At 73.1% G+C, this 22572-nt stretch carries 21 protein-coding genes and 1 pseudogene; 9 read left to right on the top strand and 13 right to left on the bottom strand.

The genetic code is table 11. The annotated features are described in order from the left end of the window. Positions 1–95: 95 nt before the first annotated feature. The 4 genes from AB0I42_RS30010 to AB0I42_RS30025 all read right to left on the bottom strand — a co-directional run bounded on the left by AB0I42_RS30010 (position 96) and on the right by AB0I42_RS30025 (position 4785). Positions 96–1127, bottom strand: a complete 1032-nt coding sequence (locus AB0I42_RS30010) for an NAD-dependent epimerase/dehydratase family protein (protein WP_357542513.1) — start codon at positions 1125–1127, stop codon at positions 96–98. A 177-nt stretch (positions 1128–1304) separates the two neighbouring features. Then, entirely contained in the window at positions 1305–3083 is a 1779-nt protein-coding gene (locus AB0I42_RS30015; protein ID WP_357542515.1) for a hypothetical protein, read from the bottom strand. Further along, positions 3080–4141: a glycosyltransferase family 2 protein gene (locus tag AB0I42_RS30020; RefSeq protein WP_357542517.1), complete on the bottom strand. Its 1062-nt coding sequence runs from the start codon at positions 4139–4141 to the stop codon at positions 3080–3082. The genes AB0I42_RS30015 and AB0I42_RS30020 overlap by 4 nt, the downstream gene beginning before the upstream one ends. 89 nt (positions 4142–4230) lie before the next feature. After that, positions 4231–4785 carry a hypothetical protein gene (locus tag AB0I42_RS30025; protein ID WP_357542519.1) on the bottom strand — a complete coding sequence of 185 codons (555 nt, stop codon included), beginning with the start codon at positions 4783–4785 and terminating at the stop codon, positions 4231–4233. 172 nt (positions 4786–4957) lie between these two features. Here AB0I42_RS30025 and AB0I42_RS30030 point away from each other — a divergent pair, with 172 nt between their 5' ends. Further along, complete coding sequence (locus AB0I42_RS30030) at positions 4958–6184, top strand: GNAT family N-acetyltransferase (protein WP_357542521.1); 1227 nt, start codon at positions 4958–4960, stop codon at positions 6182–6184. Positions 6185–6609: 425 nt separating this feature from the next. Beyond that, positions 6610–6792, top strand: a pseudogene (locus AB0I42_RS30035) (hypothetical protein); the annotation flags it as partial. Between the two features lie 20 nt (positions 6793–6812). Here AB0I42_RS30035 and AB0I42_RS30040 read toward each other — a convergent pair. The 5 genes from AB0I42_RS30040 to AB0I42_RS30060 form a co-directional block, all read right to left on the bottom strand. Beyond that, positions 6813–7280, bottom strand: a complete 468-nt coding sequence (locus AB0I42_RS30040) for a ribose-5-phosphate isomerase (protein WP_357542523.1) — start codon at positions 7278–7280, stop codon at positions 6813–6815. Between the two features lie 62 nt (positions 7281–7342). Continuing rightward, complete coding sequence (locus AB0I42_RS30045; protein WP_357542526.1) at positions 7343–8251, bottom strand: alpha/beta hydrolase; 909 nt, start codon at positions 8249–8251, stop codon at positions 7343–7345. Continuing rightward, the gene (locus AB0I42_RS30050) at positions 8248–9468 is read right to left on the bottom strand and encodes a DUF1015 family protein (protein ID WP_357542528.1); all 1221 of its coding nucleotides are present in this window, start codon (positions 9466–9468) and stop codon (positions 8248–8250) included. The genes AB0I42_RS30045 and AB0I42_RS30050 overlap by 4 nt, the downstream gene beginning before the upstream one ends. 113 nt (positions 9469–9581) lie before the next feature. Next, positions 9582–9920, bottom strand: a complete 339-nt coding sequence (locus AB0I42_RS30055) for a hypothetical protein (RefSeq protein ID WP_357542530.1) — start codon at positions 9918–9920, stop codon at positions 9582–9584. Positions 9921–10441: 521 nt separating this feature from the next. Then, entirely contained in the window at positions 10442–11068 is a 627-nt protein-coding gene (locus tag AB0I42_RS30060) for a disulfide bond formation protein DsbA (protein WP_357542532.1), read from the bottom strand. A 221-nt stretch (positions 11069–11289) separates the two neighbouring features. Here AB0I42_RS30060 and pepN point away from each other — a divergent pair, with 221 nt between their 5' ends. Beyond that, positions 11290–13836 carry an aminopeptidase N gene (pepN, locus tag AB0I42_RS30065; protein ID WP_357542534.1) on the top strand — a complete coding sequence of 849 codons (2547 nt, stop codon included), beginning with the start codon at positions 11290–11292 and terminating at the stop codon, positions 13834–13836. 108 nt (positions 13837–13944) lie between these two features. On the opposite strand, the gene AB0I42_RS30070 is transcribed toward pepN, so the two are convergent. Both AB0I42_RS30070 and AB0I42_RS30075 read right to left on the bottom strand, forming a co-directional pair. Beyond that, the gene (locus AB0I42_RS30070) at positions 13945–14355 is read right to left on the bottom strand and encodes a DUF5130 family protein (RefSeq protein ID WP_357542536.1); all 411 of its coding nucleotides are present in this window, start codon (positions 14353–14355) and stop codon (positions 13945–13947) included. After that, the gene (locus AB0I42_RS30075; RefSeq protein ID WP_357542653.1) at positions 14342–14620 is read right to left on the bottom strand and encodes a hypothetical protein; all 279 of its coding nucleotides are present in this window, start codon (positions 14618–14620) and stop codon (positions 14342–14344) included. Before AB0I42_RS30075 ends, AB0I42_RS30070 begins: the two co-directional genes overlap by 14 nt. 330 nt (positions 14621–14950) lie before the next feature. Here AB0I42_RS30075 and AB0I42_RS30080 point away from each other — a divergent pair, with 330 nt between their 5' ends. Both AB0I42_RS30080 and AB0I42_RS30085 read left to right on the top strand, forming a co-directional pair. Beyond that, the gene (locus AB0I42_RS30080) at positions 14951–15466 is read left to right on the top strand and encodes a hypothetical protein (RefSeq protein WP_357542538.1); all 516 of its coding nucleotides are present in this window, start codon (positions 14951–14953) and stop codon (positions 15464–15466) included. After that, positions 15459–16280: a class F sortase gene (locus tag AB0I42_RS30085; protein ID WP_357542540.1), complete on the top strand. Its 822-nt coding sequence runs from the start codon at positions 15459–15461 to the stop codon at positions 16278–16280. Before AB0I42_RS30080 ends, AB0I42_RS30085 begins: the two co-directional genes overlap by 8 nt. Positions 16281–16325: 45 nt before the next feature. Here the strand turns inward: AB0I42_RS30085 and AB0I42_RS30090 are convergent, their stop codons facing one another. Then, complete coding sequence (locus AB0I42_RS30090) at positions 16326–16859, bottom strand: HNH endonuclease (protein ID WP_357542542.1); 534 nt, start codon at positions 16857–16859, stop codon at positions 16326–16328. Positions 16860–17190: 331 nt separating this feature from the next. Here AB0I42_RS30090 and AB0I42_RS30095 point away from each other — a divergent pair, with 331 nt between their 5' ends. The 4 genes from AB0I42_RS30095 to AB0I42_RS30110 all read left to right on the top strand — a co-directional run bounded on the left by AB0I42_RS30095 (position 17191) and on the right by AB0I42_RS30110 (position 21765). Continuing rightward, a complete protein-coding gene (locus AB0I42_RS30095) occupies positions 17191–18249 on the top strand; it encodes a mechanosensitive ion channel family protein (RefSeq protein ID WP_357542655.1) in 1059 nt (352 codons plus the stop codon). Between the two features lie 260 nt (positions 18250–18509). Continuing rightward, on the top strand, positions 18510–19898 hold the full coding sequence (locus tag AB0I42_RS30100) for an MFS transporter (protein WP_357542544.1): 1389 nt from the start codon (positions 18510–18512) through the stop codon (positions 19896–19898). Positions 19899–19947: 49 nt separating this feature from the next. Then, positions 19948–20400 carry a globin gene (locus AB0I42_RS30105; RefSeq protein WP_357542546.1) on the top strand — a complete coding sequence of 151 codons (453 nt, stop codon included), beginning with the start codon at positions 19948–19950 and terminating at the stop codon, positions 20398–20400. Between the two features lie 108 nt (positions 20401–20508). Further along, complete coding sequence (locus AB0I42_RS30110; protein ID WP_357542548.1) at positions 20509–21765, top strand: delta-60 repeat domain-containing protein; 1257 nt, start codon at positions 20509–20511, stop codon at positions 21763–21765. Between the two features lie 97 nt (positions 21766–21862). Here the strand turns inward: AB0I42_RS30110 and AB0I42_RS30115 are convergent, their stop codons facing one another. Further along, on the bottom strand, positions 21863–22447 hold the full coding sequence (locus AB0I42_RS30115) for a YbjN domain-containing protein (RefSeq protein WP_357542550.1): 585 nt from the start codon (positions 22445–22447) through the stop codon (positions 21863–21865). Between the last annotated feature and the right edge of the window lie 125 nt (positions 22448–22572).

Below are 22572 nucleotides of genomic sequence, written 5' to 3' on the forward strand. Positions count from 1 at the left end.
CCCATATCACCCCGCGGGGGTGGGGGGGCGGGCCCACGAGACCCCCACCGCCCGCGGCCCGGGGGCCGGCGCCCGGGCCCCCCCCCCCCCGCGGGTCAGGACCGGCGGCCGGCCAGGTAGGCGTCCTCGGCCGGGTAGTCGAACATCGGGGCGAACCAGTCCGTGTCGACCCCGGCCGGGACGCCGGCCCCGCGCGCGGCGGCCTCGACCAGCCAGTCGATCTCGGCGGCGACCGTGGCGGCGAAGTCGCCGGCCGGGACGTAGCCCAGGTCCAGCGCCGCGGTCATGTCCAGCACGATCGGGTACGGCGCCGGCCACGGGTGCTGCCCCAGCGCCGGGTCGGCGTCCCCGTCGAGCAACACCTCCGCCCACTCGTGGCCGAGGTGGCGGGCGACCGTACGGGCGATCTCCAGCGCGCTCGGCGCGTCCGGATCGGCGCTGTTCAGGATCCGCCGCCCCGGCCGGGCCGCCGCCACCTCGACCAGGGCGGCGATGTTGGCGGCGGCGGTCGTGTGGTCGGTGCCCTCGCCCCGGTTCGCGAGGAACACGGCGGGCCGCTGGTCGAGGACCCGCTTGACGAAGACCCACTCGCGCGGCCGGACGGCGCCCGTACCGTGCACCTTGGAGGGACGCAGCACGGTGACCGGGGCGCCGCTGTCGAGCAGCACCCGCTCGGCCGCGACCTTGTTCGGGCCGTAGCCCTCCCGGGTCTGGTGGTCGCCGTCGCCGGGCGCCAGGGTCGGTTGGGTCTCGCGGACCGGGCCGGCGAACCGGGGCGGCGCGTCGGAGTTGGAGTGATTGCCGTCGGCGTCGACGTAGACGGCCTTGCTGGAGATCATGACCGTCGAGCCGGCGTCGCCGGCCAGCGGCAGCAGCGCCTCGGCATCCCGCGCGGTGTAACAGACACAGTCGACGAGCAGGTCGGCGCCGGTGCCGAGGGCCGTACGCAGCGCGGCCGGATCGGCTCGGTCGGCGGCGACGAAGCGGGCGCCGGCGGCCGCGAGGTCGGCCGGCAGGTTGGCCGGATTCCGTCCGGTGACGTCGACCCGCCAGCCGGCGGCGAGCAGGCGGTGTGCGGTGGCCCGGCCGATCAGGCCGGTCCCGCCGATGATCAGGGCACGGGGCATCCGGCCAACCTACCCGCGCTCCGGGGCACGCCCGACTCCCGGTCCGTCCGGCTGCGCGCGTGTCCGGCCCGCCTCCCGGCGCGTCCGGCCCGGCCCGCCGGTCAAGATCCGGGTGATCAGGGAGTCTGTGCCGCGGCGCGCCGACGACACGCGCGATTCAATCCCTGATCACGCGGATCATGAGGGGGTCAGCAGGGTGCCGAACTCCTCGTAGGGCGGCAGCACGGGCCAGCTCGCGGAGAGGTTTTTCTGGAAGTAGGCGGCGCCGGGGTCCCAGGTGTGGCCGGTGGCTCGGCGGTGGTAGACGTAGCCGAGCGGGTGGGTGCGGAAGATCAGGCCGCCGTGGCGCTTGACCCGGTCGATCAGCCCGAGGTCGACCGAGCCGGGCACCGGGCGCCAGCCGCCGACCTCCTCCAGGTCGCCCCGGCCCATCATCATCGTCCCGCCGGCGATCACCTGCGCGTCCGACTCGGCCGCGCCGGCGGACCGCCGTACGGTGATCCCCTTCGCCTCCAGGAACACGAACTCGGCGCCCTTGCCGACCAGGGCCGCGCCCGAGAACTGCCGGGCCAGCACCAGATCCCAGACGTGCTCGGCGCCGTACGTGTCGTCGTCGTCGAACTTGGTCACCAGGCTGCCCCGGGCGCGGGCGGTGGCCAGCCCCAGCGCCTCGCCGAAGCTGACCCCCGCCGGGACCTCGACCAGTTCGATCGGCCGGTCGTAGCCGGACAGGCTGGCCCGCAGCGGCTCCGACGCCTCGACGCCGTGCAGGCACAGCACGATCTCCAGCTCCGGGTACGTCTGCGCGGCGATCGCCCGCAGCGCGCCCGGCACCATGTCGAGGCGGCGGGTGACCAGCAGCGCGCTGACCGCCGGTGGGCGGCGCAGGCCCGGAAACGCCGCGCCGGTCGCCGCCGGCAGCGCGAAGGCGGTCCCGTGGTCGCGCATCGCGGCCCGGCGCTGGACGACGCTGCGCACCTCCAGGGCGAGCGGTTCGGTGACGTCGACGGCGGTGGTGACCAGGCGGCGCAGTTCCGCGCCGAGCAGGTCGCCGACGGTCGGCGGCAGGTGGGGTACGTACAGCACCGCGCCGGTCATCGCCAGCTGCACGAACGTGCCGGCGACGGCGACCGGGTCGTTGACCGGGACCCGCGGGCACTCGACGACACCGACGCCGCGCAGGGCGGCGAGGGTCGCCGGGTCGGGGCCGCGCCCGTCGACGGCTGCCCGGGACGGACGGAAGTCCAGGCGGACGCGGGGGGCGTCGGGGGCGTACGCGCCGGCGGTGCGCCCGCGCGGGTTGACCCGCTGGGCGTCGACCAGGATGGTGGTGCGTCCGGCCGTGCGCAGCCCGTACGGGGTGGCGCCGGCCGTCGCCGCGTACCGGTCGGGTTGGTCCGGTGCGCCGCCGGGCGGGCACAGCAGCAGGTCGTGGGCGCGTACGTCGTCCTGGCCGGCCGGGTCGCCGGTGACGACGGTGGCCGGTGGGCGGATCGGCAGGAAGCCGGGCAGGGTGTCCCGGGCGGTCAGCCGGGCGCCGGCCGGGCGGGGCAGCGGCCGGGTGGGGCTGAGGGCTTCCAGCGCGGCGCCGACGACGAGGCGCAACTGCGTCGGCCGCCGCAGCGTGACCCGTACGACGGCCGGCCCGCGCCCGCCCCGGGGCAGCGTCACCCGGTGGCCGACCAGGTGGTCGAGCCAGCCGACCCGACCCGACCAGCCCTGCCGGGGGCTGCGCCACCAGCCGACGGTGATCACGGCGCTGGTGACGGTGCGCAGCGTCGACGGGGCGGTGACCAGGTGCCGCAGCCGGTCGACGGAGCCGGCCAGCACCGCGACCGATCTGATCCCGGTCGGTACGACATGGGTGCCGACCGCGCGGCTGATCCGTTCCGAACGGGACACCGGCAGGGCTCCGGTGAGCCGCCAGGTGATGCCCGCGGTCCCGGCGCCGGTCATCGGGCCAGTCCGCGCCCGTCGGTCAGCTCGGGTGTGGCGGCACGGGGTTGCGACGTCCGGGTGGCCGTGTCGAGGCGGCCCTTCTTCACCGCGCGCAGCGCCTCGAAGAGGCGGTAGGCGCCCCGGCCGACGAGCCGGTGCTTGAGCCCGGCGGCGCCGCCCGGCATCGGGTAGCCGGCCGGTGGCAGATATCTCCGGTAATGCTGTGCCATGCGGGTGAAGAACTCCTTCCGCCGCATCTTGGGCACCCTGTGTGAATGCCCCAACACACTGAGATAGTGCCAGATCATCCGCTGGAAAATGAGCGGTCGCACGGACCCGGTCTCGGCGGGGTGCTCGTCCATGAAGGCGAAGACCCGCTCCCAGTGCGGGAAGACCTCGAAGTGTCGGTCGCTGACCGTCTGGGTGATCGCGCCGGCCTGCCGCTGGCGGTAGGCGTAGCAGTCGCGGTCCAGCAGCGCGATCCGGTCGGCGGCCAGCATCAGCGGGAGGCTGAACGACACGTCCTCGTACCAGCCGGGGCCGAACCCGATGCCGGTCTCGGCGAGGAAGTCCCGCCGTACGATCTTGTTGCAGGCGATGTGCAGGACGTTGAGCATGCTCGGCTGCCCGGCCAGCGTGAAGGTGTCCGGCATCGGCCGGCCGCCGGTCACCTTGGCCAGCGACTCGTACCGCCGGGTGCCGTCGGGGTAGACCCGCGCGTAGCCGACCACCAGGAGGTCCGGTTCGGTGTCGGCGAGCCGCGCGGCGACGGCTTCGAGGGTGCCCTCGGGCAGCCAGTCGTCGCTGTCGACGAACCAGACGTAGCGGCCGGTCGCTGCCGCGAGACCGGCGTTGCGGGCGGCGCCCAGCCCGCTGTTGCGGCTCAGCGTGACGACCTTCAGGCGCGGCTCGCGGGCGGCGTGACCGGCCAGGATCTCGGCGCATCCGTCGTCGGACGCGTCGTCGACGGCGACCACCTCGACGTCACCGAACGACTGCCCGAGGATGGAGTCCAGACACTCGGCCAGGTATTCCTCGACCCGGTAGACCGGCACGATCACACTGAGTAACGCCACCTGGGTCGACCTCTCCGTCCGTCGGGCGGAGCAATTATGCGGCAGCCGGGTCGCACGCCGTCAAATTCCACGGCCCGCGCCCCGGCCGCTCAGAACAGCGCGGCGAACCAGTTCCAGATCCCCATCACCCACTCGGTCTGGCGCAGGTAGGCGATGCCGACGCCGACCAGGAACACGCCGGTCGCCAGGTGGGCGCCCTTCGCGGTGCGCCGGACCCGGCCGAGCTGGCGCTCCAGCACGACCCGGCCGAGCAGCCGGGACAGCCCGAAGACGCCGGCGGCGACGAAGAGGGTCAGGACGAACGTGACGACCGGGCTGGTGAGGTCGCCGCGGGCCGAGATGGCCCAGATTCCCCAGCAGACGAAGGCGAAGAGACCGCCGACGATGCTCCACTCGCTGCCCAGCCGCAACTGGCGCATGTGGTAGCTGAGCGGCATCCGGGGCTGGTGCGGGTCCGGCGCCCCGGGCCAGCCGGTGCCGGTGGGCTCGTGCTCGTGGGCGGCGGGGAACGACTCCGTGGGGGCGGGACGCGGGCCGACCTGGGCCACCCCGCGCCGGAACGGTGCCGGCCCGAGCGGCACCTCCTGCCGGGGCACCTCGACGGTGCGCTCCCACGACTGGCTCTGGTTCGGCTGGTCTGCCATGCTTCCTCCCCGTCGGTGGCGCATCGACCCGGCGCCGATCCGTCGGACCCTGATCGATCCGCACCGGGATCGACCGCCCCTGCCCCTTCGAGCGCCGGCCACCGTTCGCATACGAGGGTACCGAGCCGACAAAACGGTCGCCCATCGTGCGCCGATCGGCTAGACACGCAACATGACCGAAGCCGAACTGCCGATCCAGCCGGCCACCCCCGAGGACTGGGACGAGGTCGGCGCCCTGATGGCCGCCTCGTTCCACCATGCCCTGGAGTCCGACGTCCACGAGAGCGAACGGCTGGTCTTCGAAGCCGACCGGTCACTGGTGGTCCGCGACGAGGGACGTGTCGTCGCGCACGCCGCGGCGTTCACCCGCGACCTCACCGTCCCCGGAGCGGTGGTGCCGGCGACGCACGTGACCATGGTCGGGGTCGCGCCCACCCACCGGCGCCGCCGGCTGCTGACCCGGCTCATGGAGCGGCAGCTCGGCGAGGCCCGCGACGCCGGCCGGGAGCCGGTCGCGGTGCTGTGGGCCAGCGAGGGCCGGATCTACCCGAGGTTCGGCTACGGCCTCGCCAGCCAGCGGCTCGTCCTCGACGTCACGGCCCTGGAGGCCGGCCTGCCCGAGGCCGCCGGGGGCCGGCTGCGGACCGGCCCGCCGGACACGTTCCGGACCGAACTGGCCGACCTGTACGACCGGCTGTTGCCGGACCGGCCCGGCTGGTCCAGCCGCCCCGGCCACTGGTGGGACCACCTGCTCGGCGACTTCCCCGGTCAGCGCGACGGCGCCACGGAACGCCGGGCCGTGCTGTACGAGGGCGCGGACGGCGTCGAGGGCTACGCGCTGTGGCGTACCAAGGGCGGCTGGACCCCGGGCGGACCCACCGGCGAGGTACGCGTCCAGGAGGTCGTCGCGGCGACCCCGGACGCCTACCGCCAGCTGTGGCGGTTCCTGCTGTCGATCGACCTGACCCGGACCGCGACCTATCCGTTCGGGTCGCTCGACGAGCCGTTGCAGCACCTGGTCGCCGAGCCGCGGCAACTGGTCCCCAGGGTCGCCGACGCGCTCTGGGTACGGCTGCTCGACGTCGGTGCCGCGCTGGCCGCCCGCCGCTACCGGACTCCGGTCGACGTGGTGGTCGACGTCACCGATCCACTGCTGCCGGACAACACCGGCCGGTGGCGGCTGACCGGCGACCGTACCGGCGCCCAGTGCGAACGCACCGGCGGCCCGGCCGATCTCACCTGCGACGTCCGTGACCTGGGCGCGATCTACCTGGGTGGGCCGGACCTGAACGCCCTCGCCGCCGCCGGCCGGGTCGGCGAGTTGGTCCCCGGCGCGGTGGCGCGTACCGCCGCCGCGTTCGGCTGGGACCGGGCCCCGGCGTCGCTGGAGGTGTTCTGACCGGGCCGGGCCGGTACCGTCGGCACATGGCGGATCCCGAACGCCGGCGGCGCCGGCTGCGGCACACCAAGGCCGGACGCGTCCCGGTCAGCCCCGACGACCCGGCCGAGGGCGGGGCCGTACCGGACGGACCCGCCCGGCCGGCCTCGTGGCCGGACGACTCCGGGCGGCCGGACGGGCCGTCGGCGTCGACCGCACAGGTGCACGACCCACGGCCGGAGCCGTCGGCGCCCCGGCGGCGCGACACCGGCCGGCCCACCGACTCCCGCCGCGGCACCGGCCCCACCGGCGGCGGAACGACCGCCGCCGGTGACGGACCGGCCGCCGGCGGTCCGGCCAGCGGTGGTGGTCGCGGTGCCGGTGGGCGGGGCAACGGGCGCGGCGACGGCCGGCGCGGCAACGGCGGCCCGCCGGCCGACGACCGGGAAGCCGAACGGGGGCTGCGCGGGCTGATCGGCTCCGGGACCTCGCAGGTCGACGTACGCGCCGCGCTGCGGGCCCGGGACGCGTCCCGGCCGACCGCCGCCGACCTGGCCGAAGCCGAGGATCGGCTGGTGGTCGTACGCCGCAACTGGGTGCCCCGCGAAGACCTGCCGCGCAACCGCTGACGGCCGCCCCGGTCACCCGGCTACGGCAGCGGGGGCAGTTCGGTCGTCGCCTCGTACCCGGTGATCGCCGCGATCCGGCGCGCGTGCCGGTCGTTGCCGGAGAACGGGGTGGCCAGGAACGCCTCGACGATCGCGGTCGCCTCGTCGAGGGTGTGCTGGCGGGCGCCGACCGCGACCACGTTGGCGTCGTTGTGCTGGCGGGCGAGCTGCGCGGTGTCGACGTTCCACGCCAGCGCCGCCCGCACCCCGTCGACCTTGTTGGCCGCGATCTGCTCGCCGTTGCCGGACCCGCCGATGACGATGCCGAGACTGCCCTCGTCGGCGACCACGCGGGCCCCGGCGTGCAGGCAGAACACCGGATAGTCGTCGTCGGGGTCGTAGTGGTGCGGGCCGACGTCGACCAGGTCGTAGCCCTGCTTGGCGAGGTGGTTGGCCAGGTGTGCCTTGAGCTCGAAGCCGGCGTGGTCGGCTCCCAGGTATACGCGCATGACCGGCAGTCTGTCAGCCGCCGGCCGGAGCCCGGCGCCGGGACACGGCGCCGGGCGATCGGTCACACCAGCGCCGCGCGCAGCGCCGCCGCGATCTGGTCGGTGGCCACCGCGGCGGCGTCGAAGATGGCGAGCTTGCGGACGAAGCCGTGGTTGACGCCCTGGTAGCGGACGGTGACCACGGGCACGCCGGCGGCGAGCAGCTCGACGCCGTACCGCTCCCCCTCGTCGCGCAGGACGTCGTACTCGGCGGTGATCAGCAGGGTGGGCGGCATGCCGGCCAGCGGCGCCGCGAGCGGTGCCACGTCCGGCGCGGCCCGGTCGGCGGGGTCGGGCACGAACAGGTCCCAGAACCGGGCCATGGTCGCCCGGTCGAGGCCGGCCCCACCGAGGTCGCGGTAGGAGTCCGACGCCATCGCCGGGTCGATGACCGGATAGATCAGCACCTGGTGGGCCAGCGGCCGGCCGGCGTCGCGCTGCCGGCGGGCGACGACGGTGGCCAGGTGGCCGCCGGCGCTGTCGCCGCCGATCGCCACCCGGCTCACGTCCAGCCCGAGACCTTCGCGGCGCAGCCAGGTCAGCGCGGTCTCGACGTCGTCGGCCCCCGCCGGGTACGGGTGCTCGGGCGCGAGCCGGTAGTCGACCGAGAGCACCGCACAGCCGGACCGGTCGGCGACCCGCCGGCAGAACGCGTCGACGATCTCCACGTTGCCCATCGCCCAGCCGCCGCCGTGCACGTAGACGAGCACCGGTACGCCGGGAGCGGGCACGTAGAGCCGGCACGGCACCCCGTCTGCGTCCACATCGGACACTGAGGCGACCGGGACCGGAGGTCCGCACTCCGCCGGCACCGCGGCGAGCATGGCCGCCCGGCCGGCCGCCAGCGCCGCGAGCGGATCGGCGTCGACCACCTCGGACGTCGGCCGTGGCCGTACCGCGAGCGCGGCCACCACCTGCGGGTGAAGGGTCACGCCCCTGCCCCGTTGTCGCCGAGCTGGGCGAGGACGAGGCCGGCGCGGGCCTTCGGGGTGAACCAGGTGCTCTTGCGGGGCAGCTTCTGGCGGGCCAGGTTGACCGCCACGAAGTCGTCGACGGTCACCGGGGCGATCAGCACGGCCAGCTCCGCCCGTCCGGCGTCGACCTCACCGGTCAGCCATTCGGCGGGGTAGTCGCCGCCGACGTACGTGATCCGCTTGTCGCCCGGGTCGAGGCCGAGGACGCCGCGCAGCAGCACCCGCTCGACCAGGGCGTGGTCGAGATTGTCGACGACGCCACCACCCGCGGTGGCCGGCAGCTTGACCGCCAGGGCGCGGCCGGCGGTGTAGAGGTGGACGACCCCGCCACCGGTCGGCACGGTGGCCGGGCCGGCGACCGGTTCGACCGTGGCACCGGCGGCGGTCAGCTCGGCGACCAGTTCGTCGGGGGTCACGGTCAGCTCGGCGACGAGCCGGTTGTAGGGCTGGATGGCGACCGACGCCGGGGTGGTCACCACGGCCAGGAAGCGGCGCAGGCCGCCGGTCTGCGCCGCCAGGCTGCGGTGGTTGCCGTCGGCGACGACGAGTTCGCCGCCACCGGCCAGCGCGGTCAGCTCGTCCTGCTCGGGGCCGGGCCCGACGAGCCAGATCGCGTGCGTACGCCCCGACTGGTCGACGTCGGTCGCCGCCGGTGCGCCGGCCCGCTCGGTCGCCGCGGCCAGCGCCGTGTGCAGTTCCTCGCCCCGCCCGGTCTGCAACAGCAGTACGGGCGACAGCAGGTGCCCGGTCTCCTCGGCCAGCGCGACCCGCTCGCGGACCTTCTCGATGAACACGTCCTCGTTGCGGATCACCAGCCCCGGTTCGTCGGCGCTGGTCGAGATCTGGTCGGTGTCGACGGCGGCGAAGAGCCCGTACGCGGCGCCGTCGCTGGCCGGCTCGGAGATCCGGTAGAGCACCACGACCCGCTCGGCCGGGGTGTAGCTGCCGTCGGCCTTCGCCTCGGCCAGCCGGGCGACGGCGGCGGGCAGGCTGTCGAGGAAGGAGCGGCCCTCGGCGTCGGGTGCCTTGTGCGGCATCTCGATCGCCAGGGCGCTGTGCGGGTTGGCCCCGATGATCGCGGTGATTTCCGCGTCGTCGGCGAACTCGTCGTAGTTTTGCGCGCCGGTGCCGCCAGTGGTGATCCAGGCCCGGGCGATCGGATGCACGACCGTCATGTTCGGTGACGCTACCGTCGCGCCCCGGTGTGACGCCCGATACCCCGGCGGTTCACCGCCTGATGGGCGGGGCAGCGGCGGCCGTTCGGACGTACCGGCTGGTCCGGGGTGGGTCAGGCGGCGCGGGCCGGGCGGCGGACGGCGGGCCGGACCGGATTGTCGCGCGGGGTGCCGGACCCGACGACCGCCATCCGGCGGCGGCGGGTCGGGGCGGCCCTGCGCACCGGCACCGCTGCTGCCGCCGGCACCGCTGCTGCCGCCGGCACCGCAACCTGCGGTGCTCCGGTGGCCGGCAGCACCGACACCACCACGGGCGACGCCAGCAGGTCGGCACATCCGGGTGGAAGCCGGTCACTCCACCGGCCGACCTCGACCGCCCAGCGGCCGCCCAGACATCGCGCGACCTCGGCGGGTTCTGCGGGCTCCGCGGCTGGTTCGCGGGTCTCGACCATCGAAATGCCTCCGCTGCGGCGATAGCACGACCCGTTCCGGGTCGCCGTGATGAACACCCTGCGCAACGAGGCTGTCAACCACTTGTCACGGCGCCGTCAGCTTCACGATAGGCGGATACCGCCGCCGGCCGGGCCGTTTCCCGCCGGCCGCCGCCCCGTCCCTTTCGTGGCGGGGCGGTGGGTGGTGATCGTTAGTTGTTCCGCCGTTGCAGGTACGGCGTGTCGAACTGCTGGGCAGCAGATGATCACGGGTGCCCTGGCGGTTTGCCGGGGAAGGACCCCCTAGGTGTTGCGGGCCACAGCGAATTCGCTGTGCGGCGTGGCAGTGGTACCGGGCCTCCGGGTGGGCCGGTGGACCGGGCCGGCGCCGGCGGCAGCGGGCGGACAGGTCGTGTCGAAGGCACGAAGCCGGTCGGACGAAGGGTCACGCCCACTACCACCAGCATCAGCTCACCACTGGTGAACCGACCCCGTCGACGCAGCCCTGGGCCAGGCCGACGCCGATCCCGCCATGCTCACAGTCAGTCGAAGGACGGGTCCTCGTCGCGGGACCGCTTGAGTTCGTAGAAGCCCGGCGTGCCCGCGACCAGCACGACACCGTCCCAGAGCCGGCCGGCGGCCTCGCCCTTCGGCGCGGGGGTGACGACCGGCCCGAAGAACGCGACCGGCTGGCCGGGGACCGGGCCGGGCGCGTGGATGACCGGGGTGCCGACGTCGGTGCCGACCGGCTTCATGCCGGCGTTGTGGCTGGCCACCAGCGCCTCGTCGAACTCGGTGGAGTCGGCGGCGTCGGCCAGCGCCGGATCGAGGCCGACGTCGGTGAGCGCGTCGACGTAGAGCTGCCGGCCCAGTTCCTGCCGGCCCAGGTGGATCCGGGTGCCGAGCGCGGTGTAGAGGTCACGCAGCACGGCGGCGCCGTGCTCGCGCTCGGCGGCGATGCAGACCCGTACCGGCCCCCAGCCGGCCTCCAGCAGCTTGGCGTACTGCTCCGGGACGTCCCGGCCGGAGTTGAGCACCGACAGGCTCATGACGTGGAACCGCATGTCGAGTTCGCGTACCTTCTCGACCTCGAGCAGCCAGCGGGAGGTGACCCAGGCCCAGGGGCAGATGGGGTCGAACCACATGTCCACGGTCTCGCGCTCAGCCACGATGCTGTCCTTTCCCATGGTCGGCGCGGGATGTCGCGCCCCTGCGCCGAATCCTTCCCCCACGAAGGCCGTGACGGCACCATTACCAGAACGTGACCTGGACCACCCCCGCCAGTTGTTTTTCGACATGGAAGACTCGACGCGGGCCATCATCGTCGTGGCCCGTTCCTGTCAACGGGGACAGCGGGTAAGACGCGGATGGAGAACTGATCGTGCCCGGAGTGCGCAATCTGAACCAGGTCGAGGCGACCGAGCGGGCCCGCCTGCTCGACGTGACCGGCTATGACATCAACCTGGACCTCTCCTCGGCCGGGCGGGCCGCGGACAACCGCACCTTCCGGTCGGTGACCGAGGTCCGGTTCACCTGCGCGGAGCCCGGGGCGTCGACGTTCATCGAGGTCGCCGCCGAGACGGTACGGTCCGCGACGCTCAACGGCACGTCGCTGGATCTCTCCGGGTGGTCGGCGGAGAAGGGGCTGACGCTGCCCGGCCTGGCGGCCGACAACGTCCTCGTCGTCGACGCCGATTTCGCGTACTCGGCCAGCGGGCAGGGCCTGCACCGCAGCGTCGACCCGGTCGACGGCGAGACCTATCTCTACAGCCAGTTCGAGACCGCCGACGCGCAGCGGGTCTTCGCCTGCTTCGACCAGCCCGACCTGAAGAGCGTCTACACCTGGCACGCCACCGTGCCGGCACACTGGACGGTCGTCTCGAACTCCACGGTGGACCGTGTCGAGCCGGGCGACGACACCAAGACCGTCCACTTCGCCACGTCGGCGCGGATGAGCTCCTACATCACGGCCCTGTGCGCCGGCCCCTACCACGAGGTACGGCGCACCCACGACGGCATCGACATGGGCTACTTCTGCCGGGCGAGCATGGCCGAGCACCTCGACACCGACAACCTGCACCTGATCACCACGCAGGGCTTCGACTTCTTCCACGAGCAGTTCGGCGTGCGCTACCCACTGCCGAAGTACGACCAACTCTGGGTGCCCGACTTCAACGCCGGCGCGATGGAGAACTTCGCCTGCGTCACCCACTCCGAGGCGCACTACCTCTTCCGCTCCCAGGTCACCGACTTCGAGCACGAGCAGCGGGCCAACACGATCCTGCACGAGCTGGCGCACATGTGGTTCGGCGACCTGGTCACCATGCGCTGGTGGAACGACCTGTGGCTCAACGAGTCCTTCGCGGAGTGGGCCAGCCACTGGGCCAACACCCACGCCACCCGGTTCACCGACGCGTGGACGACGTTCCTGTCGGTCCGCAAGAACTGGGGCTACCGGCAGGACCAGCTCTCCTCCACGCACCCGGTCTACTGCGAGATGCCGGACCTGGAGGCCGTCGAGGTCAACTTCGACGGGATCACCTACGCCAAGGGCGCCAGCGTGATCAAGCAGCTGGTCGCGTACGTCGGGCTGGAGCCGTTCCTGGCCGGGCTGCGGGCGTACTTCGGCAAGCACGCGTGGGGCAACGCCACCTTCGACGACCTGCTGTCGGAGCTGGAGGCCGCCTCCGGCCGCGAGCTGCGCAAGTTCGCCGCCCAGTGGCTGGAGACCGCACAGGTCAACACGCTGCGCCCCGAGGTGTCGATCGGCGCCGACGGCAACTACGAGCGGGTGACCGTGCTGCAGGAGGCGCCCGCCGACTACCCGACGTTGCGCACCCACCGGATCGGGGTCGGCCTCTACGACCTCGACGGCGAGCGTCTGGTCCGGCGCGACCTGATCGAGATCGACGTCACCGGGGAACGCACCGTGGTCGAGCAGCTCGCCGGGGTTCGGGCGGCCGACGTGCTGCTGCTCAACGACGAGGACCTGACGTACGCGAAGCTGCGGCTCGACGAGCGGTCGATGGCCGCCGTCGTGCAGCACATCGGCAGGTTCGAGTCGTCGCTGTCCCGCGCGCTGTGCTGGTCGGCGGCCTGGGACATGGTCCGCGACGCCGAGTTGGCGGCCCGCGACTACGTGGCGCTGGTGCTGGCCGGGCTGCCCAGCGAGGGCGACATCAACCTGGTCACCCAGACGCTGCGGCAGGGCGCCAGCACGCTGGCCAACTACGCCGACCCGGCGTGGGCGCCGCAGGGCTGGGCGGAATACGCCCGGACCGCGCGCGCCGCGCTGGCCGCCGCGCAGGCGGGCAGCGGGCTGCAACTCGCGTGGGCGCGGGCCTTCGCGACCGCCGCCCGGTCGGCGGAGGACCTGGCGGTGCTGCGCGGCTGGCTCGACGGCGCCGACGTCCCGGCGGGTCTGACCATCGACACCGAGCTGCGCTGGGCGCTGTTGCAGGCACTGGTCGCCAACGGTGCGGCCGGCGCCGACGAGATCGACGCCGAACTCGGCCGGGACCGTACGGCCAGCGGTGAGCGGGAGGCGGCGCTGGCCCACGCGCTGGTGCCGACCGTCGCCAACAAGGAAGCGGTGTGGGCCCGGCTCACCGGTGGCGAGGCCCTGCCGAACTGGCAGAACCGGGCGCTGCTGCGCGGCTTCCACCACCCGGCGCAGGTCGAGCTGACCGCCGGCTACACCACCCGCTTCTTCGAGGCGGTCGGCCAGGTGTGGGCCAGCCGGGACAGCGAGCCGGCGCAGGAGTTCGTGCTCCACGCCTACCCGGCCTTCCAGGTCAGCGAGGAGACGGTGGCCGCCACCGACGCGTGGCTGGCGCAGGACGGGCACCCGGCGCCGCTGCGCCGGCTGGTCGGCGAGGGCCGCGACGGGGTCGTACGCGCCCAGCAGGCCCGGGCGAAGGACGCGGCCGCCGGCTGAGCGACCGGACGTGAAGAGGCCCCGGGCTGGTCGAGCCCGGGGCCTTCTTCGTCGTTCGTGGTGGAGCCTTCGCCGTTCGTGGTGGAGCCGGAACACCGGCTCGCGGGGTCACCCCTTGCGGGCCCGGCTGGCGAGCTGGTCGAGCCCGGTGACGAGGCCGCCGGCGAGGTCGCCGCCGCCGAAGGACGCCACCATCGACAGCGCGGCCAGCTTGGCGTCGCGGTCCGGGATGCGCTTGCGCACCTCGGACCCGGTGACCACCTCGAGCCGGCGCTGGTTGGGCGACACCGCGATCAGCACCGCCCGGTCGGGATCGGTGATCTGGCCGTGCAGCCGCTCGGCGTGCTCGCGTACCGGCTCCTCGAGGTCGCCGACGTAGATGCTGAAGATGTAGTCGGTCGACTCGTCGGCCAGCCGCAGCGCCTCGTCGATCCGCAGCAGCTGGCGGGTGGAGAACGGTCCGTCGAGCACCTCGGGCCGCCCGCTCAGGCTGGGGGCCGTCAACTCACCAGCGGTCACTTGCGCCTCCAGTCCCGCGCGCCGCGACCGGCGTGCCCTCGTTCTCGGTGCCACCGGTCAGTTCGCGCCGCTGCCCGCCCGCGGGCAGCGCGGCGGCCTCGGCCCCCGGCGACACCTGCTCGGGCGAGGACAGGAACCACACCGGCGTGAAGTCGAAGGGTCGACCGGGCCGGTAGCGCGGCGTGCCCCGGCCACCGCCACCGACCATGCCGAGGCCGGCGATCACGAGCACGATGAGGACCGGGATGCCGACGTAGATGAGCACCGTGTTGGTAACAGACAACTCAACGCCCCCAGGCGGGAAAGCGGACCAGGGTCACCGGCCGGTCGGCCAGTTGGCCAGCCCCGACTCAGGTGATTCACGGTAGCGGAGGGCATCGTACGGCAGTTTTCCGGGTGCCGGTACGGCGGTTTCGACGGCCGGTGCGGCGGTCCACGGTCGAGGTGGCGGCGATGTTCGCACGGTCGTCCCTGATGCCCGTTTCACCACTATCGCACCCCGGCGGGCTGCCTGATTCGAAGGATTTTGCCCCGTTACCAGTGCGACGATGACGGGGACAGAAGAGCGGTCCAGCCGTGCCAGGAAGGGGCCAGCATGGGGATCCGCAGACTTGTCAGCCGTACCCGTACCGCACTGGCCGTGACGGTCGCCACGGTATGCGCCGTACTACTGCTCGGCGCACCGGCCGCACTCGCCCAGACGGTCCGGATCGACCTCAATCCGCCCACCGTCCAGGCCGGCAACCGGGTCGGGATCACCGCCAGCTGCGGGGACAACCTCAACCAGGCGCGGGTCGAGTCGGACGCCTTCGGCCAGGTCATACTCCAGCCCGAGAACGGTGTGCTGACCGGCGCGGTCACGGTGCCCGGCAGCAAGGCACCGGGCAACTACAACGTGCATCTCACCTGTGCCAACGGGAGCACGGCCGACACCAACCTCAACGTCATCAACCAGACCCGGCCGACCCAGGGCCCGGCCGCCGGAGGCGGCGGCATGGCGGGCGGCCTGGACGGCCGTACGGTGCTGATCGGCGGGCTCGCCACGCTCGCCCTGGGCGCCGGGCTGGCGCTGGCGACGGCGCGACGGCGCCGCGGCGGCGCCCGTGCCTGAGCCGGGCACCGGCACCACCGGGCCGCGCCGGGCCACCGGCACCGCCCGGGTCACCGGGCCGAGGCCGACCAACGGATCGGGCGGCGGGTGGGTCACCGGCCCCTGGTCGGGTCAGGCCGGGCCGGACCGGGCGGTCGGGCGCGCCACCGTACGCGGGGTCAGCCCGGCACCGGAGGGGTCGCTGATCGCCGCGCCGCCGCGCAACCGGCGCGGCACCGGCTCGATGTCGGTGGTCATGCTGCTCGTCGGCATCTTCGTCACCGGTCTCGGGCTGGGCCAGCTCGGCGGTCTCGACCTGGTGACCTTCCGGCCGGGCAGCAAGCCGCCGCCGCGGGAGTTCCCGGTCATGGAAGCGAGCCGGCCGGTCCAGGTCACGATCAAGGACATCGGGGTCAGGACGTCGGTGCACGACGTGGGGATCGGCGCCGACGGCACCATCGAGGTGCCGGGGCTCGAACGCCGCAACGAGGCCGGCTGGTATGAGCAGGGGCCGACGCCGGGCGAGTTCGGCCCCGCCGTGATCGTCGGGCACGTCGACGGACCCACCGGCCCGTCGGTGTTCCACCGGTTGACCAACCTGCACGCGGGTACGCGGATCGAGATCGCCCGCAAGGACAAGTCGGTGGCCGTCTTCGAGGTCAACTCCGTCGAGCGCTTCGACAAGGGCAACTTTCCGGTCGACCGGGTCTTCGACGACTTCAGCCGTCCCGGCCTGCGGCTGATCACCTGCGGCGGCCAGTGGGTCGGCGGCACCACCGGATACGCCGACAACGTGATCGTCTTCGCCTCGCTGGTCAAGGCCCGCACGCGCTGAGGCCGCCGCCGCCCGGGCGGTGCCGGCGGCGCTGACCGTGGTCGGTCAGGCGGCCTCGGTCTCCGGCAGGTCGAGCCAGTCGGCCCAGCGCGGATCCGGGGCCCGGTGGCCCAGCACCCGCCACGCCGTGCCCTTCGGGGCGGCCGGGGCGCTGTGCAGCCGCCAGCCCAGCTCGGCCGGGGTCTTGTCGCCCTTGGTGTGGTTGCACTTCGCGCAGGCGGCGACGACGTTCTCCCAGGCGTGCCCGCCGCCGCGGCTGCGCGGGAAGACGTGGTCGATGGTCTCGGCCGGGCCACGGCAGTAGGCGCAGCGCCAGCCGTCGCGGGCGAAGATGGCCCGGCGGGACAGGCCGACGTGCGAGCGGTAGGGCACCCGGACGAAGCGGGTCAGCCGGACGACCGACGGCACCGGCAGCGCGTGCCGGGCACTGTGCAGGACGCCCTCGCCGTCGGCGACACAGACGGCTTTGGCCGACAGGACGAGGATCGCGGCCCGACGTACCGATACGACACACAGCGGCTCGTAGCTTGCGTTGAGCACCAACGCTCCGGAGCCCACCGTGGGTCGTATGTCAGGCATCGCGCTCACCTCTCGGTTTTCGGTCTCACCCGTTCCGTAGTCACCCGCGTGCACAGCGCAGTCCGGCCAGCCCGGACCGCGACCGACGCCGGTTGGTCACCGGCGTCCGTGCGCCAATAGTCCCCGATGACCCGACCAATTGCACGTACTAATCGGGGGGTCCCGCATGAAGCTTTCGTGTCCCGTGGCAAGATGACCGGTTCCGTAGCGTTTGGTTGGGCCGAACGGCGGTGTCCCTCACGGCCGTACGGGGGCGGCGTGGAGCCCGACCGGCGGGTGCGGTACGAAGACAGTCGTGACGACCGGCATCTCAAAATCCGACATTTCTTCGATCGTGCTGGCCCAGCCGACCCCGCCGGGTCCGGTCTCGCCGGCACCCGAGGAGACCCCGGAGCCGAGTGCGACCTGCGCGGGCGACCTGCTGTGCAACCAGCTCTTCGAGTGGACCGGGCTGCCGTGGTTCGCCGAGGGCAGCTACTACATCCTGGTCAAGCCGCTGCGCATCGTGCTCATCGTGGTGGTCGCGGTCATCATCCGCTACCTGCTGCACCGCGGGATCAACCAGTTGGTCCGCCGTACGTCGACCACGGCGGTGCCGACCATCCTGCGGCCCCTGCGGGAACGCATCCCCACCGCGGCCAGCGACCCCACGGCGGTCTTCCCCGAGCGACGACGGCAGCGCGCCGAGGCGATCGGGTCGGTGCTGCGCAGCACGGTCACCGCCGTGGTCTTCTCGATCGCGACCCTGCTGGTGCTCAGCGAGCTGAGCTTCAACCTCGCGCCGTTGCTGGCCAGCGCCGGCATCGTCGGCGTCGCGCTCGGCTTCGGCGCGCAGTCGCTGGTCAAGGATCTGATCGCCGGCCTCTTCATGCTGATCGAGGACCAGTACGGCGTGGGCGACACGGTCGACCTGGGCGACGCCACCGGTGTCGTGGAGGCGGTCGGCCTGCGGATCACCACGATCCGTGACGGCCGCGGGGTCCTCTGGTACATCCGGAACGGCGAGATCATCCGGGTCGGCAACAAGAGCCAGGGCTGGGCGATGGTCATCGTCGACATGCCGATCGGGTTCGGCGGCACCGAGAAGGCGACCGAGATCATGCGGGCCGCCGCCGCCGCGGTCGCCGCCGATCCGGACCTGGTCGACCACATCGTCGAGCCGCCGGAAGTGCTGGGGGTCGAGACGGTGACGGTCGATGGCACGGTAATCCGGACAATTGCCAAGACGACCGCGGAAGGACAGTTCGCGGTCGGCCGGGAATTGCGCCGTCGACTGGCGGAGGCACTGGAGAATTCCGGCATCACGGCACGGCTGGCGGCCGCCAGGATGTACGCCCAACCGGCCGCGACGGCCGACGAGGGCGGAACCGGACAGGGTGGCGCCACCTGATCGGATAACCAGGACAACCCGGGTCGCGCGGCCACCGGGCGGGGTCGCGCGCCGGGTGGGTGGTCCGATATCGTCCGTTCGTTCAGTCGCACTACCGACGCATTGACCATTCGCACTAGCCAGGCGTCGGACGATCGGGCAGAATCCGTGACAAGCTCGCTTTCAGAGCGTCACGAAGATGTCACCCACCCCTACGTCTGGCAGGCGTTCCCGACTTCCATCACAAATGGTCACGGTCACGGAACGTATGGAGGCCCCCGGTGTCCGAGGAGACCCAAGCCCCCCTGAGACCCGCCACCTTCCGTGAGGTCTTCGCCCAGGCCGAGTTCCGGGCGCTCTACTCGGCCACCACGCTCACGTGGATCGGTGACTACCTGGCCAAGGCCGCGATCACGGTGATGGTCTACAACGAGACCCGCTCGGTCGCGATGTCGGCCGCCGCGTTCGCGGTGAGTTTCCTGCCCTGGATCATCGGCGGACCCCTGCTGGCCACCGTCGCCGAGCGGCACCCCTACCGGACGGTCATGGTCACCGCCGACCTGATCCGGATGGTGCTGATCGCTCTGGTCGCACTGCCGTTCCTGCCGGTCTGGGCGACGATCGGGCTGCTGTTCCTGATGACACTGGCCAACCCGCCGAGCCAGGCCGCCCGGTCCGCGCTGATGCCGGTCCTGCTCAAGGGCGACCGGCTCGTGGTGGGCCTGTCGGTCACCACCAGCACCAGCCAGGCCGCCCAGGTGGGCGGCTACGTCGCCGGTGCCGCGATCGCCGCCGTCAACCCGCGCATCGCCCTGGTGATCAACGCCGCCGCGTTCGCCGCCTCGGCGCTGATCCTGCGGCTCGGCGTACGCAAGCGGCCGCCGGCGATGACCTCGGCGCACCGCAGCAACCTGTTCCGGGAGACGGGTGAGGGCTTCCAGATCGTCTTCGGCACCCCGGTCCTACGGGCCACCGCCGTGATGGTCTTCGCCGCGATGCTGTTCGCGATCGTGCCGGAAGGGCTGGCCGCGGCCTGGGCCGCCGAGCGCCCGCTCGGCGACGACGAGAGCCGCCGGGGCCTGTCCCAGGCACTGATCATGGCGGCCGGACCGGTCGGCTTCATCCTGGGCAGCCTGGTCGTCGGCCGCGCCATCCGGCCCGACATCCGCCGCGCGCTGATCCGGCCGTTCGCCGTACTGGCCCCGCTGGCGCTGGTGCCGGCCCTGCTCAATCCCTCGCCGACGGTGGTCGCACTGCTGGCGGCGGTCTCCGGGGTGGCCATCGCCGGCCTGCTCCCGGTCGCCAACGGCCTCTTCGTGCAGGCGCTGCCGCACGGCTACCGGGCCCGGGCGTTCGGTGTGATGCAGACCGGCATGCAGGTCACCCAGGGCGGCGCGGTGCTGCTGACCGGCCTGCTCGCCTCCCGCTTCTCGATCCCGACCGTGGTGGGGGTGTGGAGCGCGGCCGGCGTGCTGCTCATGCTCCTGACCGCGGCGCACTGGCCCAGCGCCGAGCGCTTCAACGAGGCGATCGCGAAGGCCAGCCGCCAGGGCCGCGAGCAGGCCGACCCCGACCCCGCCGGACCGGTGCAACCCGACGGCCCGGACCGCACCGCCGTACCGTCCCAGCCCCGCCCGGCCGCCTCCAAGCCGGGCGTCGGCGCACTGTGACCCCGGGTCGGGCCACCGATCCGTCCCCCGGAACGCCTGGCAGGATGGAATGGTGAATCCAGCAGCGGAGCCAGCACAGGGCCAGCCGTCGGCTGACCAGACCTCGCCCGAGACCTTCTTCGCGCTGATCGGCGGCGAGCCGACCTTCCGCAAGCTGGTCGCCGAGTTCTACCGGGGCATCGCCGCCGATCCCGTGCTGCGCCCGATGTACCCGGAGGCCGATCTCGGACCGGCCACCGAGCGCATGACGCTGTTCCTGATGCAGTACTGGGGCGGCCCCAACACCTATTCGCAGCAGCGCGGCCATCCCCGGCTGCGGATGCGGCACGCCCCGTTCCGGATCGGCCCGGCCGAACGCGACGCCTGGCTGGGCCACATGCGGCAGGCCGTCGACAGCATCGACCTGCCGCCCGACCAGGCCGCGACCCTGTGGGACTACCTGGAACGGGCCGCGTACTTCATGGTGAACACGATGGACGACATTCCATCGGGAAACGGCTAGAACCCCCCATAACGCGTCGCCCGCCGTCCTCGGTCGTTGATCCGCACGTAGTCAACGACCGGGGGCACCGACTCCCGGCCACTCTGCCGCCGAGGAGTCCCCCACCCCATGCGCCGCCGCCTCATCGCAGCCGCCACCGTGCTGGCCGTCTCCGGCCTCGCCGGCGTACTGCCCGCCGTCGCCGACATGGCACACCCCACCGTCGTGTCCGACGACCCGGTCGACTGGACGCCGCACATCCTCGACGGAACCGTCCGGGCCATCACGGTGGTCGGTGACACCGTCGTCGTCGGCGGCGACTTCACCGCCGTGACCGACAGCGACCGCCGCAATCCCCAGCGCCGCCAGTACCTCCTCGCCTTCGACGCCGGCGACGGCACCGTGCGGTCCTTCGCGCCCCGCCTCGACGGCCCGGTGTACGCCCTCGCCCCCGGCGCCGACGGAACCATCTACGCCGGCGGCGCCTTCCGTACGGTCAACGGGGTCCACCAGCGCGGGCTGGCCCGGCTGTCGCTGGCCGACGGCGCCCGCGTCCCGGGGTTCGCCGCGAGCATCAACTGGGGTGACGTACGCGCCCTGGCCGTCTCCGGTGCCCGGCTCTACGCCGGCGGCACCTTCAGCCAGGTCAGCGGGGTGAACCGGACCGCGCTGGCCCGCCTCGACGCGACCACCGGCGCCGTCGACGCCGGCTTCGACGCCGCGCTCACCGGGCAGGGCCTGCCCCGGATACGGGTCGAGGACCTCGCCCTCTCCCCCGACGGGAACCGGCTCGTCCTGGCCGGTGCGATCACCCACGTACGCGGGGTGGCCCGCCCGCAACTGGTCATGCTGGAGACCGGCGGCCCGAACGCGGTGCTCGCCAACTGGTACACCGACGCCTACCGGCAGACCTGCGACGGCGACTACGCCACCTACCTGCGCGGCGTCGACTTCGCGCCGGACGGCTCCTACCTGGTGGTGGTGACCACCGGCCACGACTCCGGTCCGGGCCGGCTGTGCAACACCGCCGCCCGCTTCGAGACCACCGGCACCGGCCGGCACAACCCGACGTGGATCAACCACACCGGCGGCAACACGCTCTACTCGGTCGCCGTCACCGGCAGTGCCGTGTACGTGGGCGGTCACCAGCGCTGGCTGGACAACCCGTACGGCGACAAGTCGGCCGGTCCGGGTGCGGTGTCCCGGCCGGGTATCGGCGCGATCGACCCGCGTTCGGGCAAGGCACTGCCGTGGAACCCGACCCGTAGCCGTGGGGTCGGGGTGCGCGCGTTCCTCGCCACGCCGAAGGGGCTCTGGGTCGGCTCGGACACCGACCAGCTGGGTCGGGAGTACCACGGCCGGATCGGCATGTTCCCCATGCCGTGAGCGAGCGGCCGAGGCCGGCACCCCCGCCCTCGTGGCCGGTCGGTCGCCTGGCGGGGGTGGGCGGCCGGCCGGTGCCACGAGGGGGTCGAGGGTCAGATCAGAGCAGGGCACCCTCGTCGTGCAGCCAGTCGACGAACGCGGCCGACATGGTCTGCCCGGAGTCGACCATCTCGACGAGCAGCGCGTCGTGGGCGCCGGCGCGCAGCGGTACCTGGATCTCCGCGTAGACCGGCAGTTGGCCGCGTTCGGTGGGGTCACCGACGTAGGCCTTGCCGAACCGGCCGGCGAGGTTCCATTCGTTGACCACGCGGTAGGCGCGGTCGGCCCAGTCGGGCGGGACGGTCGAGTGCGGGCGGGCCCGCATGACCAGGATCTCGTCCTCCGGCCCTTCGAGGGCGAAGAGCACGGCGTGCCGCTCCCACATGGCCAGCAGGCTGCCGTAGCCGTCGGCCAGGTAGCGGATGTCGAGCAGATCCAGCGCCTCACCGATTCGGCAGAGGGTCACCGGCGCGACGGTCGTGGGCATGTCCTTCGTGAGCGTCCGTTCGGTGGACGCGCGGTCGTGGGCGGGTTCCCGTTGTGCCGGTGGCCCTACCCTGATGTTGCCGTCCTCTGCGATCCTGCTCCGGGTCTCCGGCTCTACGCCACCGGCGTGGCCGGGGCGCCATGACCACCACGGCATAGCTTGTGCACCTCGCTCCCCAGCGGATCCAATCGCCTACTTTGCGTTCGGCCCGAGGCAAGACGGTACCCGGATAGCCGACAGAGGGCATCCCCCCAACGACACCAGAAACCCAAACGGCCCAC

Origin of the sequence: Polymorphospora sp. NPDC050346 (assembly GCF_040655695.1) — a bacterium.
GTDB lineage: Bacteria > Actinomycetota > Actinomycetes > Mycobacteriales > Micromonosporaceae > Polymorphospora > Polymorphospora lycopeni.